General features: G+C 62.8%; 13 protein-coding genes. 6 read left to right on the top strand and 7 right to left on the bottom strand.

Features of this window, described 5'->3' with window-relative positions; translation table 11 throughout:
• Window positions 1-205 precede the first annotated feature (205 nt).
• The 6 genes from PF1751_RS17410 to PF1751_RS17385 all read left to right on the top strand — a co-directional run bounded on the left by PF1751_RS17410 (window position 206) and on the right by PF1751_RS17385 (window position 7,169).
• Complete coding sequence (locus PF1751_RS17410; protein ID WP_044287418.1) at window positions 206-1,129, top strand: substrate-binding domain-containing protein; 924 nt, start codon at window positions 206-208, stop codon at window positions 1,127-1,129.
• Between the two features lie 63 nt (window positions 1,130-1,192).
• On the top strand, window positions 1,193-2,701 hold the full coding sequence (locus PF1751_RS17405; protein WP_044287417.1) for a sugar ABC transporter ATP-binding protein: 1,509 nt from the start codon (window positions 1,193-1,195) through the stop codon (window positions 2,699-2,701).
• The gene (locus tag PF1751_RS17400) at window positions 2,667-3,659 is read left to right on the top strand and encodes an ABC transporter permease (protein ID WP_010209289.1); all 993 of its coding nucleotides are present in this window, start codon (window positions 2,667-2,669) and stop codon (window positions 3,657-3,659) included. The genes PF1751_RS17405 and PF1751_RS17400 overlap by 35 nt, the downstream gene beginning before the upstream one ends.
• Before the next feature lie 28 nt (window positions 3,660-3,687).
• Window positions 3,688-4,767, top strand: coding sequence for an erythritol/L-threitol dehydrogenase (locus tag PF1751_RS17395; RefSeq protein ID WP_010209291.1), 1,080 nt, complete (start codon window positions 3,688-3,690; stop codon window positions 4,765-4,767).
• A gap of 3 nt (window positions 4,768-4,770) precedes the next feature.
• Window positions 4,771-6,303: an FGGY-family carbohydrate kinase gene (locus PF1751_RS17390; protein ID WP_044287416.1), complete on the top strand. Its 1,533-nt coding sequence runs from the start codon at window positions 4,771-4,773 to the stop codon at window positions 6,301-6,303.
• 140 nt (window positions 6,304-6,443) lie between these two features.
• Window positions 6,444-7,169 carry an SDR family oxidoreductase gene (locus PF1751_RS17385; RefSeq protein ID WP_021492873.1) on the top strand — a complete coding sequence of 242 codons (726 nt, stop codon included), beginning with the start codon at window positions 6,444-6,446 and terminating at the stop codon, window positions 7,167-7,169.
• On the opposite strand, the gene PF1751_RS17380 is transcribed toward PF1751_RS17385, so the two are convergent.
• The 7 genes from PF1751_RS17380 to PF1751_RS17350 all read right to left on the bottom strand — a co-directional run bounded on the left by PF1751_RS17380 (window position 7,166) and on the right by PF1751_RS17350 (window position 15,130).
• On the bottom strand, window positions 7,166-8,170 hold the full coding sequence (locus PF1751_RS17380; protein WP_021492872.1) for a LacI family DNA-binding transcriptional regulator: 1,005 nt from the start codon (window positions 8,168-8,170) through the stop codon (window positions 7,166-7,168). The two genes, PF1751_RS17385 and PF1751_RS17380, sit on opposite strands and share 4 nt — an antisense overlap.
• Window positions 8,171-8,228: 58 nt before the next feature.
• The gene (locus PF1751_RS17375; protein WP_044287415.1) at window positions 8,229-9,092 is read right to left on the bottom strand and encodes a LysR family transcriptional regulator; all 864 of its coding nucleotides are present in this window, start codon (window positions 9,090-9,092) and stop codon (window positions 8,229-8,231) included.
• A 904-nt stretch (window positions 9,093-9,996) separates the two neighbouring features.
• Entirely contained in the window at window positions 9,997-11,400 is a 1,404-nt protein-coding gene (locus PF1751_RS17370; RefSeq protein ID WP_044287414.1) for an amidase, read from the bottom strand.
• Window positions 11,397-12,665: a Zn-dependent hydrolase gene (locus PF1751_RS17365; protein ID WP_021492868.1), complete on the bottom strand. Its 1,269-nt coding sequence runs from the start codon at window positions 12,663-12,665 to the stop codon at window positions 11,397-11,399. Before PF1751_RS17365 ends, PF1751_RS17370 begins: the two co-directional genes overlap by 4 nt.
• 13 nt (window positions 12,666-12,678) lie before the next feature.
• The gene (locus PF1751_RS17360) at window positions 12,679-13,374 is read right to left on the bottom strand and encodes an ABC transporter ATP-binding protein (RefSeq protein WP_042572037.1); all 696 of its coding nucleotides are present in this window, start codon (window positions 13,372-13,374) and stop codon (window positions 12,679-12,681) included.
• Window positions 13,374-14,123 carry an ABC transporter ATP-binding protein gene (locus PF1751_RS17355; RefSeq protein ID WP_044287413.1) on the bottom strand — a complete coding sequence of 250 codons (750 nt, stop codon included), beginning with the start codon at window positions 14,121-14,123 and terminating at the stop codon, window positions 13,374-13,376. Before PF1751_RS17355 ends, PF1751_RS17360 begins: the two co-directional genes overlap by 1 nt.
• The gene (locus tag PF1751_RS17350) at window positions 14,120-15,130 is read right to left on the bottom strand and encodes a branched-chain amino acid ABC transporter permease (protein WP_010209302.1); all 1,011 of its coding nucleotides are present in this window, start codon (window positions 15,128-15,130) and stop codon (window positions 14,120-14,122) included. The genes PF1751_RS17355 and PF1751_RS17350 overlap by 4 nt, the downstream gene beginning before the upstream one ends.

Below are 15,130 nucleotides of genomic sequence, written 5' to 3'. Positions count from 1 at the left end.
TGGGAGCGGGCTCGCTCGCGAAAACGGTGTGTCAGGCACTCCATTGGGTGACTGGCTTACCGCATTCGCGGGCAAGCCCGCTCCTACATTTCGATCGCGACCGACCAGTGGCCCCTTGCGCCTGCCGAATTTACTTGTTAGCTTTTGGAAAAATGTTAACGATAACATTTGCTCTAACAATAAAAACAAAACAGAGAACCACGCCATGAAAATGCTTCCGAAAACCCTGTGTTTATTGGCTGTAAGCATCACCCTCGGCACCGCTGCTCCTGCTTTTGCCGACGCTGCCAAGCCGATTCGTATCGGCGCGTCCTTCCAGGAAATCAACAACCCTTATTTCGTCACCATGAAAAACGCCCTTGAAGAAGCCGGGGCGACCATCGGCGCGAAACTGATCATCACCGACGCCCGCCACGACGTGTCCAAGCAAGTCAGTGACGTTGAAGACATGCTGCAAAAAGGCATCGATATCCTGCTGATCAACCCCACGGATTCGGTCGGCGTGCAATCGGCAGTCAAGTCTGCCCACGCTGCGGGTGTGGTGGTCGTCGCGGTGGACGCCCAGGCGGACGGCCCGCTGGATTCCTTCGTCGGCTCGAAGAACTTCGACGCCGGCTTCCAGGCCTGTGAATACCTGGCCAAGAACATCGGCGACAAAGGCAATATCGCGATCCTCGACGGCATCGCCGTGGTGCCCATCCTCGAGCGCGTGCGCGGCTGCAAGGAGGCCGTGGCGAAGCACCCGGACATCAAGATTGTCAGCATCCAGAACGGCAAGCAGGAACGTGACCAGGCGTTGACCGTCACCGAGAACATGTTGCAGGCCCAGCCCACCCTCAAGGGCATTTTCAGCGTGAATGACAACGGCTCGCTCGGTGCGCTCTCTGCCATCGAAGCCAGCGGCCTGGACGTGAAACTGGTCAGCGTCGACGGCGCACCGGAAGCGATCGAGGCGATCCAGAAGCCCGGCAGCAAATTCATCGCCACCTCGGCGCAATACCCCCGCGATCAGATCCGCCTCGCCCTGGGCATTGCCCTGGCCAGGAAGTGGGGCGCGCAGGTGCCGGCCACCCTCCCGGTGGACATCACCCTGATCGACCAGGCCAAAGCCAAGGATTTCAGCTGGTAAATCACCCAGGCCCCACACAATCCGTGGGGCCCAGGTCATCCTTCTGAATACGAGGTCGGCGGTATGAGCAGTCTTCTGAAGCTGGAAAACATCTGTAAACGTTACCCGGGCGTACAGGCCCTCAAGTCCATCAACCTGCAAGTCGAGCGCGGCGAGATCCATGCCTTGCTCGGCGAAAATGGCGCGGGCAAATCGACCCTGATGAAGATCCTCGGCGGCGTCGAGCACCAAGATGAGGGCCAGATCCTGATCGATGGCCGGGCGCAGCAGTTCGCGACCTATCGCGATGCGATTGCCGCCGGTATCGGCATCGTGTTCCAGGAATTCAGCCTGATCCCCTACCTCACGGCGGTGGAAAACATCTTCCTCGGCCATGAGCTGAGCAACTGCTTCGGCCTGCTGCGCAAGCGCGAAATGGTCGAGGCCAGCGAGGCCTTGTTCAAGCGCCTGGGCGTGACCATCGACCTGCAATGTGCGGTCAAGCACCTGAGCGTGGCCGAGCAGCAGTTTGTCGAGATCGCCAAGGCCCTGGCCCTGGATGCGCGCCTGCTGGTGCTTGACGAACCCACCGCGACCCTCACGCCCAGTGAGGCGGAACTGCTGTTCGAGATCATGCGCGAGCTCAAGCGCCAGGGCGTGGCGGTGATTTTCATCTCCCATCACCTGGAGGAGATTTTCCAGGTGTGTGACCGCATCAGCGTGTTGCGCGACGGCGGCAATGTCGGCGTTACCGATGTGGCCGACAGTGATATCGATCACTTGGTCGAGATGATGGTCGGGCGTCGCCTGGCATGCAGTTTTCCGCCCAAACCGACTCGCGAACGCGGCCCGCTGTTGCTGGAGGTCAAGGATATCCAGCTGGTGCGCAACGGGCCCCACAACCGCTTCCAACTGCACAAGGGCGAGATCCTCGGCTTTGCCGGACTGGTCGGTTCCGGTCGCACCGAACTGGCCCTGGGCATGATGGGCGCGCTGCCGTCGGTGAGCAAAGACGTGTGGCTGCGCGGCGAGAAAATCACCCTCGACGACCCGGCCCAGGCGCTGGCCCATGGCATCGGCCTACTGCCGGAAAGCCGCAAGAGCGAAGGGCTGATCACCGACTTCAGCATTCGCGAAAACATCTCGCTGAACAACCTGCCCAAATACCAGAACGCTTCGGGCCTGATCGACAAAAACCGCGAATGCGCCAGTGTCGAGGGCCTGATGAAGCAACTGTCGATCAAGGCTCCCAGCAGCGAAAGCCGGGTGTTCAACCTCAGCGGCGGCAACCAGCAAAAGGTGGTGATCGCGCGCTGGATCAACCACCACTGCGATGTGCTGGTGTTCGACGAGCCCACCCGTGGCATCGACGTGGGGGCCAAGGCGCAGATCTACGCGCTGATGCGCAGCCTTACCGAGCAGGGCTACGCAATCATCATGATTTCCTCCGAGTTGCCGGAAATCATCGGCATGTGCGACCGGGTCGCCGTGTTCCATAAGGGCGCCATCGTCAAGCTACTCGAAGCGTCCGCCGTCAATCCTCAAGAGGTCATGCGCCATGCAACAGGGGGCTCAAGTGAATACGTCCATTAGTACCGGCGACAGCAGCCGGCTGCGCCTCAACCTGGCGCGGCTGGTGCGCTCGCCGGCCTTCTACCCGTTCGTGGGGCTGGTGGTGGTGACCTTGGTGATGATCCTTGCCAGCGACACCTTCCTCACTGCCAGCAACCTGTCGAACATTGCCCGCCAGGTGTCGATCAACGCGATCATCGCGGTGGGCATGACCTGCGTGATCCTCACCGGCGGCATCGATTTGTCGGTAGGGCCGGTGATGGCCTTGTCCGGCACCCTCACGGCCGGGTTGATGGTCGCGGGGCTGCCGCCGGGCCTGGCGATTGGCGCAGGCATGTTGATCGGCGTGGCCTTCGGCATCGGCAACGGCTTGTTCGTGGCCTACCTGCACATGCCGCCGATCATCGTCACCCTGGCGACCATGGGCATCGCCCGTGGCCTGGGCCTGATGTACACCGACGGTTATCCGATTTCCGGTTTGCCGGACTGGTTTGCGTTCTTCGGCCGCGAAAGCCTGTTCGGCATCCAGGTGCCGATCCTGATCATGCTGCTCACCTACCTGGTCGCCTATGTGCTGCTGCAACACACACGCATCGGCCGCTACATCTACGCCATCGGCGGCAATGAAGAAGCCGTGCGTTTGTCCGGCGTGCGCGCAGCGCGCTTCAAGCTGCTGGTGTATGGCATCAGCGGCCTGACGGCGGCGATTGCCGGGCTGGTACTCACCTCACGCCTGATGAGTGGCCAGCCGAATGCCGGCGTGTCGTTCGAGCTGGATGCGATTGCTGCGGTGGTGCTCGGCGGCGCCTCGATTGCCGGCGGGCGCGGCGTGATCGTCGGTACGTTGCTCGGCGCCATGCTGCTCGGCGTGTTGAACAACGGATTGAACATGCTTGGCGTTTCGCCCTACGTCCAAAGCGTCATCAAGGGCGGGATCATTTTGCTGGCGATTTTTATCAGCCGTCAGCGCCACAAATAAACTCCTAACAAGAACAGGACTCGACACCATGGACAAGCACACCGAAATGCAAGCCGTCGTCTGCCACGGCCCCAAAGACTATCGCCTGGAACGCATCGGCAAACCCCAGGCACGCGCCAATGAACTGGTGATCCGCATCGCCGCCTGCGGCATATGCGCCAGTGACTGCAAGTGCCACTCGGGCGCAGCGATGTTCTGGGGCGGCGACAACCCGTGGGTCAAGGCGCCGGTGGTGCCGGGCCACGAGTTTTTCGGCTATGTGGTGGAAGCGGGCGAGGGCGCCGAAGAGCACTTCGAAGTCGCGGTGGGCGACAAGGTGATCGCCGAACAGATCGTGCCGTGCGGTAAGTGCCGTTTCTGCAAGTCGGGCAAGTATTGGATGTGCGAAGTGCACAACATCTTCGGCTTCCAGCGTGAAGTGGCCGAAGGCGGCATGGCCCAGTACATGCGGATTCCCAAGACCGCCATCGTGCATAAAATCCCCGAGTCGGTGTCGCTGGAAGACTCGGCGCTGGTGGAACCGATGGCCTGTTCCATCCATACCGTCAACCGCGGCGATATCCAGCTCGATGACGTGGTGGTGATCGCCGGTGCCGGCACCCTTGGCCTGTGCATGGTCCAGGTCGCTGCGTTGAAGACGCCGAAGAAACTGGTGGTGATCGACATGGTCGACGAGCGCCTGGAACTGGCGAAGAAGTTCGGCGCCGATGTGGTGATCAACCCGTCGCGGGACAACGCCCGCGAGATCATCAATGGCCTGACCGACAACTATGGCTGCGACGTGTACATCGAAACCACCGGCGTTCCGGCCGGCGTGACCCAGGGGCTGGACCTGATCCGCAAGCTCGGGCGTTTTGTCGAGTTCAGCGTGTTTGGTGCCGAGACCAGCGTCGACTGGTCGATCATTGGCGATCGCAAGGAGTTGGACGTACGCGGCGCCCACCTCGGGCCGTATTGCTACCCGATCGCCATCGACCTGTTCGAGCGCGGCCTGGTCACGTCCAAGGGCATCGTTACCCATGACTTCCCGCTGGACGACTGGGCCGAAGCCTTCGAGCTGGCGAACTCGACCAAGTCGATCAAGGTGCTGTTGAAGCCGGTGGTCTGAAAAATGAACTACGTGATGGGTGTCGATATAGGAACCCAGAGCACCAAGGCGCTGCTGGTGGATGGTCAAGGTACGATCATCGCCCAGCACAGCCAGGGGTATCGTGTGGATACCCCGAAAGTGCGCTGGGCCGAGCAATGGCCTCAGGTCTGGCTGGATGCGGTCGAGGCCTGTGTGGCGCAGTGCATGGCCAAGGCCGGCGTGGCGGCGGAACAGGTCAAGGCATTGTGCATCAGCAGCCTGTACGGCGGCTCGGGGATTGCGGTGGATGCGCAGATCACGCCGCTGCACTCGTGCCTGATCTGGATGGATCGCCGCGCCGGCGAGCAGGTAGCCTGGGTACGCGAGCAGGTTGACCTGGACCGGCTGTTCGCGATCACCGGCAATTCGGTGGACAGCTACTATGGCTTCACCAAGATGCTCTGGCTCAAGCAGCACCAGCCTGAGGTGTGGGCGAACACCCGCTACCTGTTGCCGCCCAACAGCTATATCAATTGGTGCCTCACCGGGGAGTTGGCGGTGGACCATAGCAGCGCCGGCAATATCGGCGGTGTCTACGACGTGAAGGCGCGTGACTGGTCGGGGGAGATGCTGGATGCGCTGGGCATTCCCCAGACAATGATGCCGCAGCGGCTAGTGTATTCAGGGGAGGTGGTGGGTGGCCTGCTCGACACCTGGGCAACACGCCTGGGCCTGCAAGCTGGCACGCCGTTGCTTGCCGGTGGCGTCGATGCTGCCATGGCCACGCTGGCCGCAGGGGTCACCCAGCCGGGCAACCACGTGGCAATGATCGGCACCAGCATGTGCTGGGGTTACCTGAACCAACAGGTGGACGCCCATCACGGCTTGGTCAGCATGCCCCACGTCTACAACGGCCACCGCGACCTGTACATCTTCGGCGGTGCGATCACGGCCGGTGCCTCGGTCAGCTGGTTTCGCGAGCAGTTCTGCCAGGCCGAAGAGCAACAAGCCAAGGTTACCGGCCAGGACAGCCTGGTGCTGCTGGAGCAGCGTGCGATGAACCTCCCGGCGGGCAGCGAAGGCCTGTTGTTCCTGCCGTACCTGATGGGTGAACGCAGTCCGGTTTGGGATGACCGTGCCAGTGGCAGTTTTGTCGGCTTGAACCTTTACCACAGCCGCATTCACCTGTATCGCGCGGTGCTGGAGGGCGTGAGTTTTGCCTTGCGGCACAACATCGAAGCGGGCACCCGTGGCGCGCATTCCCTGGACCCGCGCTTGATTGTGGTGGGTGGGGCAAGCCATTCGGATTTGTGGATGCAGATCATCGCGGATATTACGCAGTACCCGGTGTACACCATCGTTCAGGAGGTGGAGGCGGCGTTGGGTGCGGCGTTGTTGGCGGCGCATTCGGTGGGGTTGGTGAGTGATGGGGAGATGGACAAAGGGTGGGTGCAATTGGCGCTGCGGGCGGAGCCCAAGGTTGAAAACGTCGGGGTTTATGACCGGGCGTTTGCCGAGTACTTGAAGCTGTATCCCGCGCTGAAACCGATCATGCATAACCTGCAAACCAACTGATTCAACACAGTCCAAAAATGTAGGAGCGGGCTTGCTCGCGAATGCGGTGTGTCAGTCAACAGATTCATTGGCGGATCCACCGCATTCGCGAGCAAGCCCGCTCCCACAGGGGATCTTCATTGCTTTTGAGATGTGTATTCATGAACGCAGCCTTCGACTTCACCCACCACCGTATCCTCGTCACCGGCGCCAGCAGCGGCATCGGTCGCGAAATCGCCCAACAGCTCATCGCCAGCGGCGCTGAAGTCTTCGCCCTTGGCCGCGACGCGCAAGCTCTGGCCCAACTCGGTTGCCACACCCTCTGCCTGGACATCGCCGACAGCGCCGCCCTCGACAAAGCCCTGCACGACCTGCCGCCGCTGCATGGCCTGGTCAACTGCGCCGGCATTTCGCGCCTGGAGCCCGCCGCTGCCATCAGCGCCGAAGCCTTCGACCAAGTGATGCAGGTTAATGCCCGTGCCGCCGCGCAAGTCGCCAGCCGCGTGGCGGCCAAGATGATAGAAGCGCAGATCGCCGGTAGCATCGTCAACGTCTCCAGCCAGGCCTCGCTGGTGGCCCTGGACGATCACCTTGGCTATTGCGCGTCCAAGGCCGCGCTGGATGCGATCACCCGTGTGCAATGCGCCGAGTGGGGTCGCTTTGGCATACGCGTCAACAGTGTCAACCCCACGGTGACGCTCACGCCGATGGCAGCCATGGCCTGGTCCGAGCCGGCCAAGCGTGACCCGGCGCTGGCGGCCATTCCATTGGGGCGCTTTGCGCAAACCGTGGAAGTGGCCTTGCCGGTGCTGTTCCTGCTGAGTCGCGCCGCCAGCATGATCAGTGGCGTCAGCTTGCCCATCGACGGCGGTTACACCAGTCGCTAGCCGTTTTCCAACTGGCCGGCGATCACCACCTTGTCCCGTGGCTTGAACGGGTCTTCCAGGCGGTCGAGCAGCAGGCGCACCGCGCTGCTGCCGGCCAGGGACGCATCGTGGGCCACGCAGGCGATGGGCACGCCAAAGATATCGGCGAAGGGCAGGCGGTCGATGCCGCAGATGGTCAGGCTGTCGTGGGCGATGTTGTGCATGCGCAGTGCGCGTAGGGCGCCGAGGGTGATCAACTGGTTGAAGCCCATGATCGCGTCTGGCGCCGAGTGTTCGGCCAGGTAGTCGAGGGTGTGCAGGTAGGAGGGCATCAGCGTGTAGTCGCCGGCCTGCACCTCGACCTGTACCTGCGGGTGTTCGGCCAGCACTTCGCGCAGGCCCTTGAGGCGTTCGACGGTGATACGTGAGTGCTCGGGGCCGGTCAGCACCAGCAGGCGCTTGAGATTTGGTGTCTGGCGCAGCAGGTAATGCGCGGCCTGGATGCCGCTGTGGTAGTTGTCGAGCACCACGCGGCTGAACGGGCTGTCATGGATCGTGCGATCGAGCAGCACCACCGGGGTCTTGCCGTTGGCCAGGCGTTCAAGGTAGTCGGGCTGATAGCTTGGCTCATCCGAGACCGGCGACAGGATGATCCCCGCCACACGGTAGCCCAGCAGGGTATCCACGGCCTTGCTTTCCAGCTCTTCCAGCTCATCGGTGTCCACCAGCATGATGGTGTAGCCGTGCTGTTTGGCCTCGCGGGAAATCGCCTTGATCATTTCGCTGTAGAACGGGTTGTCCACCGATGCGGTGATCACGCCGATGATCAGGCTCTCACTGCGTTTGAGCCCGCGTGCGAAGGCGTTGGGCACGTAGTCCATCTCCCGTGCCACTTCAAGGATGCGCGCCAGGGTGGCCGGCTTGACCAAGTCGGGTTTGCTCAACGCCCGGGACACCGTGATGGTGGTCATGCCGACGCGTTTGGCGATATCGCTGATGGTGACGGACTTTTTCTTGTTCATCGGTAAGGCTGCAAAAGGAAACACTCGCAGGCTAGCATGCGCGCAGGGGGAGGGTGATTCAAATCAATGGGTCCCAGCGCTGCGACCAGTCACTTTCAGCCTTGACCACTTCGCGCAGCAACCCCAGTGCCTGTTGCAACACCGCCGAATCCCGCGCCCGTGAATACACCAGGTAAGTGGGGAAGCTGAACTCCGGCGCCTTGGGCACGCGCTGCATCACGCCATTGTCCAGGTAGCTCTGCACCACGCGGGTACGGAAGTAGCCGGCTCCACCGTTTTCCAGGATGTACTGCAACGCCAGCGGGCCGAGGTTGAAACTCAGCGCGGCGCGGGCCTTGTCGGGCAGGGCGGCATCATGCTGTTGGCGAAAGCCGGGGCCCCAATCGATATACACGTAGGGGGCCGGATTGCTCGCCAATTGCACCAGGATCAGTTTTTCTTCCAGCACTTGCTCCACCTGCAACCCCGGCCAGTACTGCGGCTGGAACACCAGCGCGGCGTCGAGCACGCCCAGTTCCAGCTGGCGCAACAGGTACTCGCCTTCGCGTACTTCGGTGCGCAGCGCATGGCCGGGGAGATGCTGACGCAGGGCCTGGGCCCAGCCGAGCATCAATGGATTGCACAGGCTGACCTCGCCGCCGATATGCAGCACGTTGCGGTAGCCATCGGGCAGCGGCAGGTCGCGTTTTGCCGCTTCCCAGGTTTGCAGCAATTGGTTGGCGTATACCACGAAGGCCTCGCCGTCGGCGGTCAGCCTGGCGCCGGCGCGGTTGCGCACGAACAGTGTGCTGCCTAGCTGGCTTTCGAGGCTTTTGACTCGCGCGGTGATGGCGGTCTGGGTTACGTGCAGTTTCTCGGCGGCTGCGGCCAGGCTGCCGCAGCGGGTGATTTCGAGGAAGGTGCGTGCCAGTTCGATGTCCATGAAGCCCCCCGGGGTTGAATGGAGGGCATTGTAGTGGATGGCGGCCTGACAGCCGACGACAATCTCACTGTGGCCCCACGATCCAAATGTGGGAGCTGGCTTGCTCGCGAAGGCGGCCCGACAGCCGACGACAATCTCACGTGGCCCCGCGATCCAAATGTGGCAGCTGGCTTGCCTGCGAAGGCGGCCTGACAGCCGACGACAATCTCACTGTAGCCCCACGATCCAAATGTGGGAGCGGGCTTGCTCGCGAAGGCGGCCTGACAGCCGACGACAATCTCACTGTGGCCCCACGATCCAAATGTGGCAGCTGGCTTGCCTGCGAAGGCGGCCTGACAGCCGACGACAATCTCACTGTAGCCCCGCGATCCAAATGTGGGAGCGGGCTTGCTCGCGAAGGCGGCCTGACAGCCGACGACAATCTCCCTGTAGCCCCGCGATCTAAATGTGGGAGCTGGCTTGCCTGCGAAGGCGGCCTGACAGCCGACCTGGATGTTGGATCTGACCGGGTATATATCCGTTATTTAGGTAAAGGCGGCTATTGGTTCCGCCCTTACGGCGGGTCACTTTCGAAAAGCGCGAAAGTAACCAAAGCGCTCTTGCCCCAACACTCGGCACCTCGCCTAGGCTCGGTGTGCCCGTAATCCGACAGGGATTTGGGGGGCCGCCGCCACGCGCCATCCATGGCGCGGGGCGGCTAAACCGGCATCCCTGCCGGTTTACCCCCCAAATCCCTGTCGAATTCCGGCCAGCGTGTTTGACGGGGCGCTTAGGATCAAGATCAAGATCAAGATCAAGATCAAGATCAAAAGCAAGAGCACGGCGGCCTGATAGCCGGCCTGAGTGGTTGAATCAAAAGCCGGTAGGTGTAGGCGCCGGCAAGCCGGCTCCTACAGGGGGTATTTCAGGTTGGGGTTTGCGGGGCTTGGAGGTGCTGGGTCGGGAAGGCCTTCGCGTAGGCGTGGCACACCCGTAACACTTGTTCGTCGGCAAACCGCGCGCCCACTACATGCAAGCCCACCGGCAAGCCATTCGTCGCCAACCCACACGGCACCGAGGCCGCTGGCTGTTGGGTCAGGTTGAAGGGGTAGGTGAACGGTGTCCACTGTGTCCATTCCTCCAATCCGGAGCCGGGCGGTACGTCGTGCCCGGCGTCGAATGCCGTGATGGGCATCATCGGCGACACCAGTACATCGTAGTGCTCATGGAACGCCGCCATGCGCGCCACCAGGGCTGCGCGGGCTTCGAGGGCTGCGTTGAAGTCATCCAGGCTCAAGCGTTCGCCGCGTTGTGCAATACGCAGCAGGCCTGGGTCCAGCAGCTGTTTTTGCGCATCGTTCATGGGTCTTGTCAGGCGTGCGGCGCCGGCCGCCCACAGGGTGCTGAAGACTTCCAGCGGGTCGCTGAAGCCGGGGTCGATTTGCTCGACATGGGCGCCCAGTTGCACCAGCCCTGCCACCGCTTGAGCGACGACCTTGGCCACTTGCGGGTCGACGTCCACGTAACCGAAGTTCGGGCTATAGGCGACACGCAAACCGTTCAGATCCGTACCCGGCGTGAGCCACTGCGTGGTGCGTGGCGCGCCGATCAAGCCATCGCGCGCGTCCGGCTGGGCGATGGTCTGTAGCATCAACACGCTGTCTTCCACCTTACGGGTCATCGGCCCCAGGTGCGAGAGAAGGGTCATGGCGCTGGCCGGCCACTGCGGCACATAGCCAAACGTCGGTTTGATCCCGAAGGTGCCGGTAAATGCACAGGGAATCCGGATCGAACCGCCGGCATCGCTGCCTTGGTGCAGCACGCCCAGGTTCAGCGCTGCCGCGGCCCCCGCGCCGCCGGATGAGCCGCCCGCCGTGGTGCGTGTGTCCCAGGGATTGCGGGTAATGCCGTACAACGGGTTGTCGGTGACGCCTTTCCAACCGAATTCCGGGGTAGTGGTCTTGCCCAGCAGCACCGCACCGGCCTTGCGCATAAAGGCGGTGAAGGGCGCGTCGACGTCCCACGGGCCCTCGGCCGATGTGGTGCGCGAGCCCTTGCGGGTCGGCATGCCGACGGTCAGCGTCAGGTCTTTGATCGACGCCGGCACACCGTCCAGCGCGCCGCAGGGTTGGCCGTTGAGCCAGCGTTGTTCCGAAGCGCGCGCGGCGTTCAGCGCGCCTTCCGGGTCCACGTGGCAGTAGGCATTCACCACCGGGTTATAGCGTTCGATACGCAGCAGGGCGTCTTCGGTGACGTCCACCGGTGACAAGGTCTTGTCGCGAAAATGCTGCAGCAGCTGCACTGCCGTCAGTTGGCCGATCTCGCTCATGCCGTTTCCCCCTGGGCTGCATTGACCATGGCGCGCAGCAATACCGCGCAGCCCGCCGCCAGGTCGTCCGGCGCCGCGTTTTCGATTTCGTTATGGCTGATGCCGCCTTCGCACGGCACAAAAATCATCCCGGCCGGGCCGAGTTCGGCGACGAAAATCGCATCGTGCCCGGCGCCGCTGACGATATCCATATGGCTCAAGCCCAATACAGCCGCGGCGTCGCGCACAGCGTTGACGCAGACCGGGTTGAAGTCCAGCGGCGGAAAATCAGCCGTCGGCGTCAGCTCGAAGGTGAGGCCGTGCCTTTTAGCGGTGTCTTCGATCACGCCGCGCACTTCATCGACCATGGCTTGCAGCTTGTCCGCATGCAGGTGGCGCAGGTCGATGGTCATGTGCACTTGGCCAGGAATCACATTGCGTGAACCGGGGTGCAGGCTCAGGCAACCGACCGTGCCGCAGGCGTGCGGTTGTTGTTGATGGGCGATACGGTTGACCGCGCTGACCACCTCGGCGGCGCCGACCAGGGCATCCTTGCGCAGGTGCATCGGCGTCGGGCCGGCGTGGGCTTCTACGCCGGTAAGGGTCAGGTCGAACCACTTCTGGCCCAGGCAGCCCATGACCACGCCAATGGTGGTGGCCTGGTCCTCCAGCACCGGGCCTTGTTCGATGTGTGCTTCGAAGTAGGCGCCCACCGGGTGGCCGAGCACGGCGCGGGCTCCGGCATAACCGATGCGCTGCAATTCGGCGCCGACCGACAGACCCTGGTCATCGAGCTTGTCGAGGGTGTCCTGCAAATCGAACTTACCGGCAAACACCCCGGAGCCCATCATGCACGGCGGAAAACGCGAGCCTTCTTCGTTGGTCCACACCACCACTTCAATCGGCGCGGCGGTTTCGATGTTCAAGTCATTCAGGGTGCGGATCACTTCCAGCCCGGCCATCACCCCGTAGCACCCGTCGAACTTGCCGCCGGTGGGCTGGGTGTCGATATGGCTGCCGGTCATCACCGGGGGCAGGGCGGGGTTGCGCCCGGCACGGCGTGCAAAGATATTGCCGATGGCGTCGACACTGACACTGCAGCCGGCGGCCTCGCACCATTGCACAAACAGGTCGCGGGCCTGGCGGTCCAGGTCGGTCAGCGCCAGGCGGCACACACCACCTTTGACGGTGGCACCGAGCTGGGCCAGGTCCATCAAGGATTGCCAGAGGCGGTCGCGGTTGATCAGCGGGGCGTTGCTCTTGAGCGGTTGCGCAAAACTATTCATGTGCAATCTCCGGTCAGGCACTCAGGGCCAAATAACGGTTTTTGATGGTTGGGTCGGCGCGGAAGGCTTCGGCGCTGCCCTCGTAGACCACGCGGCCCTGTTCGAGCACGTAGTGGCGGTCGGCGAGCTTGTCGCAGACCATCAGGTTCTGTTCCACCAACAGCACCGGCAGGCCGTCGTCCTTGACCTTGCGCAGGATCTTCACCAGTTCGTCGACGATCACCGGCGCCAGGCCCTCGGTGGGTTCATCGAGAATCAGCAGCTTGGGATCGTTGAGCAGGGCGCGGGCGATGGCGAGCATCTGTTGCTCGCCGCCGGACAGCGCATGGCCGGCGTTTTTGCGGCGTTCCTTGAGACGCGGGAACATGCCGTAGACGTCCTCAAGCTGCCAGCGGCTGGTCTTGCGCGTGGCGATGCGCAGGTTTTCCTCGACCGTGAGCAGGCGGAAAATCCCACGGTTCTCCGGCACCAGCGCCAGGCCCTGGCGCGCGATTTCGAAGATTTTCTGGCCCACCAGCGCCTGGCCGTTGAAGTGGATCTGGCCCTGGCGCGGGCAGATGATGCCGAGGATGCTGCGCAGGGTGGTGGTCTTGCCGGCGCCATTGCGTCCCAGCAGCGTCACCAGTTCGCCAGGGTTGACGGTCAGCGACACGCCTTCCAGCACATGGCTCTTGTCGTAGTAGGAATGGATATTCTCGACGATCAGCATCAGGCAGCCTCCCCAAGATACGCGGTGCGCACGCGTTCATCGGCACGCACGAATTCCGGCGTGCCTTCCACCAGGATCTGCCCGTGGCTCATCACCGTGATGCGTTGGCTGATGGACATGACAATGCTCATGTTGTGTTCGATCAGCAGCACCGTGTGGTCACGGCCTAGGTCGCTGATCAACTGGGTCATGATCGGGATGTCATCGATGCCCATGCCCGAGGTGGGCTCATCCAGCATCAACAGTTTCGGTTTGGAGCAGATCGACATGCCCACCTCCAGCACCCGCTGCTGGCCGTGGGACAACTCGCCGGCGAGGGTATCGGCGCGGGCAGTGAGTTGCAGACGCTCCAGCACCTGGTCGGCCATCTCCAGGTGTTCGCGCTTGCTGTCGACGCGACGCCAGAAATTCAAGGCACGCGCACCGTCGCGGCCTTGGGCGGCCAGGCGCAGGTTTTCGCGCACGCTGAGGTTCTGGAACAGGCTGGTAAGCTGGAACGAGCGCGCCATGCCCAAGCCGACCCGGCCGTGGGCGGGCTTGCGCATCAGGTTCTTGCCGTCGAAATGAATCGCCCCGGCGGTGGCCTGGCGTTCGCCGGTAAGGCAGTGGAAAAGGCTGGTCTTGCCCGCGCCGTTGGGCCCGATGATGGTGTGGATGGTGCCGGCCTCGACCTTGAGGTTCACGCCGTTCACCGCATGGAACGCGTCGTAGGCCAGTTCCAGGTCTTTGGTTTCCAACAGGATGCTCATAGCCCTTCCTCCTTGGCGACAGCGGCGGTCTTGCGGCTGCCACGCACCCGTTCAAACAGCGACACCAGGCCGCCCCACAAACCACCGCGCATGAAGATCACCACCAGGATCAGAATCACCCCCAGCAGCATCAGCCAGCGCGGCCACAGGTCGGAGAGGAAATCCCCCAGCAACACGATGGAACCGGCGCCCAGCAACGAGCCGAACAACGAGCCCGTGCCGCCGACGATGGTCATGATCAGGATGTTTTCGGACATCATCAGGTCGATATTCGACAGCGGCACAAAGTGCAGCAGCATCGCGTAGAGCGCGCCGGCGATGCCGGTGACGGCGCCGGACAGCACAAACACCAGGATTTTGAAGTGGCGTGTGTCATAGCCGATGGCTGAGGCGCGGGTTTCGTTTTCGCGGATGGCCATCAGCGTGCTGCCGAACGGCGAAGCGATCACCCGGCGTGCGCCGATGAAGATCAGCAGGAACAGCACCGCGACAAAGGCGTAGAAGGCGCGGGCGTCGGCCAGTGACAGCAGCACGGTTTCACCCAGGCGGATCTCCGGGCGTGGCACGCTGAGCAGGCCGTTGTCGCCACCGGTCCAGTCGCTGAGGGTGTAGGCGACAAAGTAGGCCATCTGGCTGAATGCGAGGGTCAGCATCACGAAGTAGATGCCGGTGCGACGGATCGCCAGGGCGCCCACCAGCAACGCCAGGAAGCCACCCGCGATGGCGGCGCCGAGCAATGCGGTGAACAGGCCCAGTTGCAGATGAATCATCAGCAACGCCGCACAGTAGGCGCCGGCCCCGAAGAAGATGCCTTGGCCGAACGACAGCAGCCCGGTGTAGCCCAGCAACAGGTTGCAGGCGAGGGCGGCCATGGCAAAGATCAGGATCTCGGTGGCCAGGGTCGCCGAGGGCAATATCAACGGCAGGCCGATCAGTACCGCCAGCACCCACAGCAACATGGCCTTGGATTGGGTCTTGGCGAACGGCAGGGGATTTTTCTCGCTCAT

Origin of the sequence: Pseudomonas simiae (genome assembly GCF_000934565.1) — a bacterium.
Taxonomy (GTDB): Bacteria; Pseudomonadota; Gammaproteobacteria; order Pseudomonadales; family Pseudomonadaceae; genus Aquipseudomonas; species Aquipseudomonas simiae.
The sequence above is the reverse complement of the archived record's forward strand: the minus strand, read 5'-3'. Positions and strand labels throughout refer to the sequence as shown.

Bases quoted from the DNA above. Each gene is read 5' to 3' on its own strand.
- PF1751_RS17410 (WP_044287418.1), top strand. From the start codon at position 206: ATGAAAATGCTTCCGAAAACCCTGTGTTTATTGGCTGTAAGCATCACC.
- PF1751_RS17405 (WP_044287417.1), top strand. From the start codon at position 1,193: ATGAGCAGTCTTCTGAAGCTGGAAAACATCTGTAAACGTTACCCGGGC.
- PF1751_RS17400 (WP_010209289.1), top strand. From the start codon at position 2,667: ATGCAACAGGGGGCTCAAGTGAATACGTCCATTAGTACCGGCGACAGC.
- PF1751_RS17395 (WP_010209291.1), top strand. From the start codon at position 3,688: ATGGACAAGCACACCGAAATGCAAGCCGTCGTCTGCCACGGCCCCAAA.
- PF1751_RS17390 (WP_044287416.1), top strand. From the start codon at position 4,771: ATGAACTACGTGATGGGTGTCGATATAGGAACCCAGAGCACCAAGGCG.
- PF1751_RS17385 (WP_021492873.1), top strand. From the start codon at position 6,444: ATGAACGCAGCCTTCGACTTCACCCACCACCGTATCCTCGTCACCGGC.
- PF1751_RS17380 (WP_021492872.1), bottom strand. From the start codon at position 8,170: ATGAACAAGAAAAAGTCCGTCACCATCAGCGATATCGCCAAACGCGTC.
- PF1751_RS17375 (WP_044287415.1), bottom strand. From the start codon at position 9,092: ATGGACATCGAACTGGCACGCACCTTCCTCGAAATCACCCGCTGCGGC.
- PF1751_RS17370 (WP_044287414.1), bottom strand. From the start codon at position 11,400: ATGAGCGAGATCGGCCAACTGACGGCAGTGCAGCTGCTGCAGCATTTT.
- PF1751_RS17365 (WP_021492868.1), bottom strand. From the start codon at position 12,665: ATGAATAGTTTTGCGCAACCGCTCAAGAGCAACGCCCCGCTGATCAAC.
- PF1751_RS17360 (WP_042572037.1), bottom strand. From the start codon at position 13,374: ATGCTGATCGTCGAGAATATCCATTCCTACTACGACAAGAGCCATGTG.
- PF1751_RS17355 (WP_044287413.1), bottom strand. From the start codon at position 14,123: ATGAGCATCCTGTTGGAAACCAAAGACCTGGAACTGGCCTACGACGCG.
- PF1751_RS17350 (WP_010209302.1), bottom strand. From the start codon at position 15,130: ATGAGCGAGAAAAATCCCCTGCCGTTCGCCAAGACCCAATCCAAGGCC.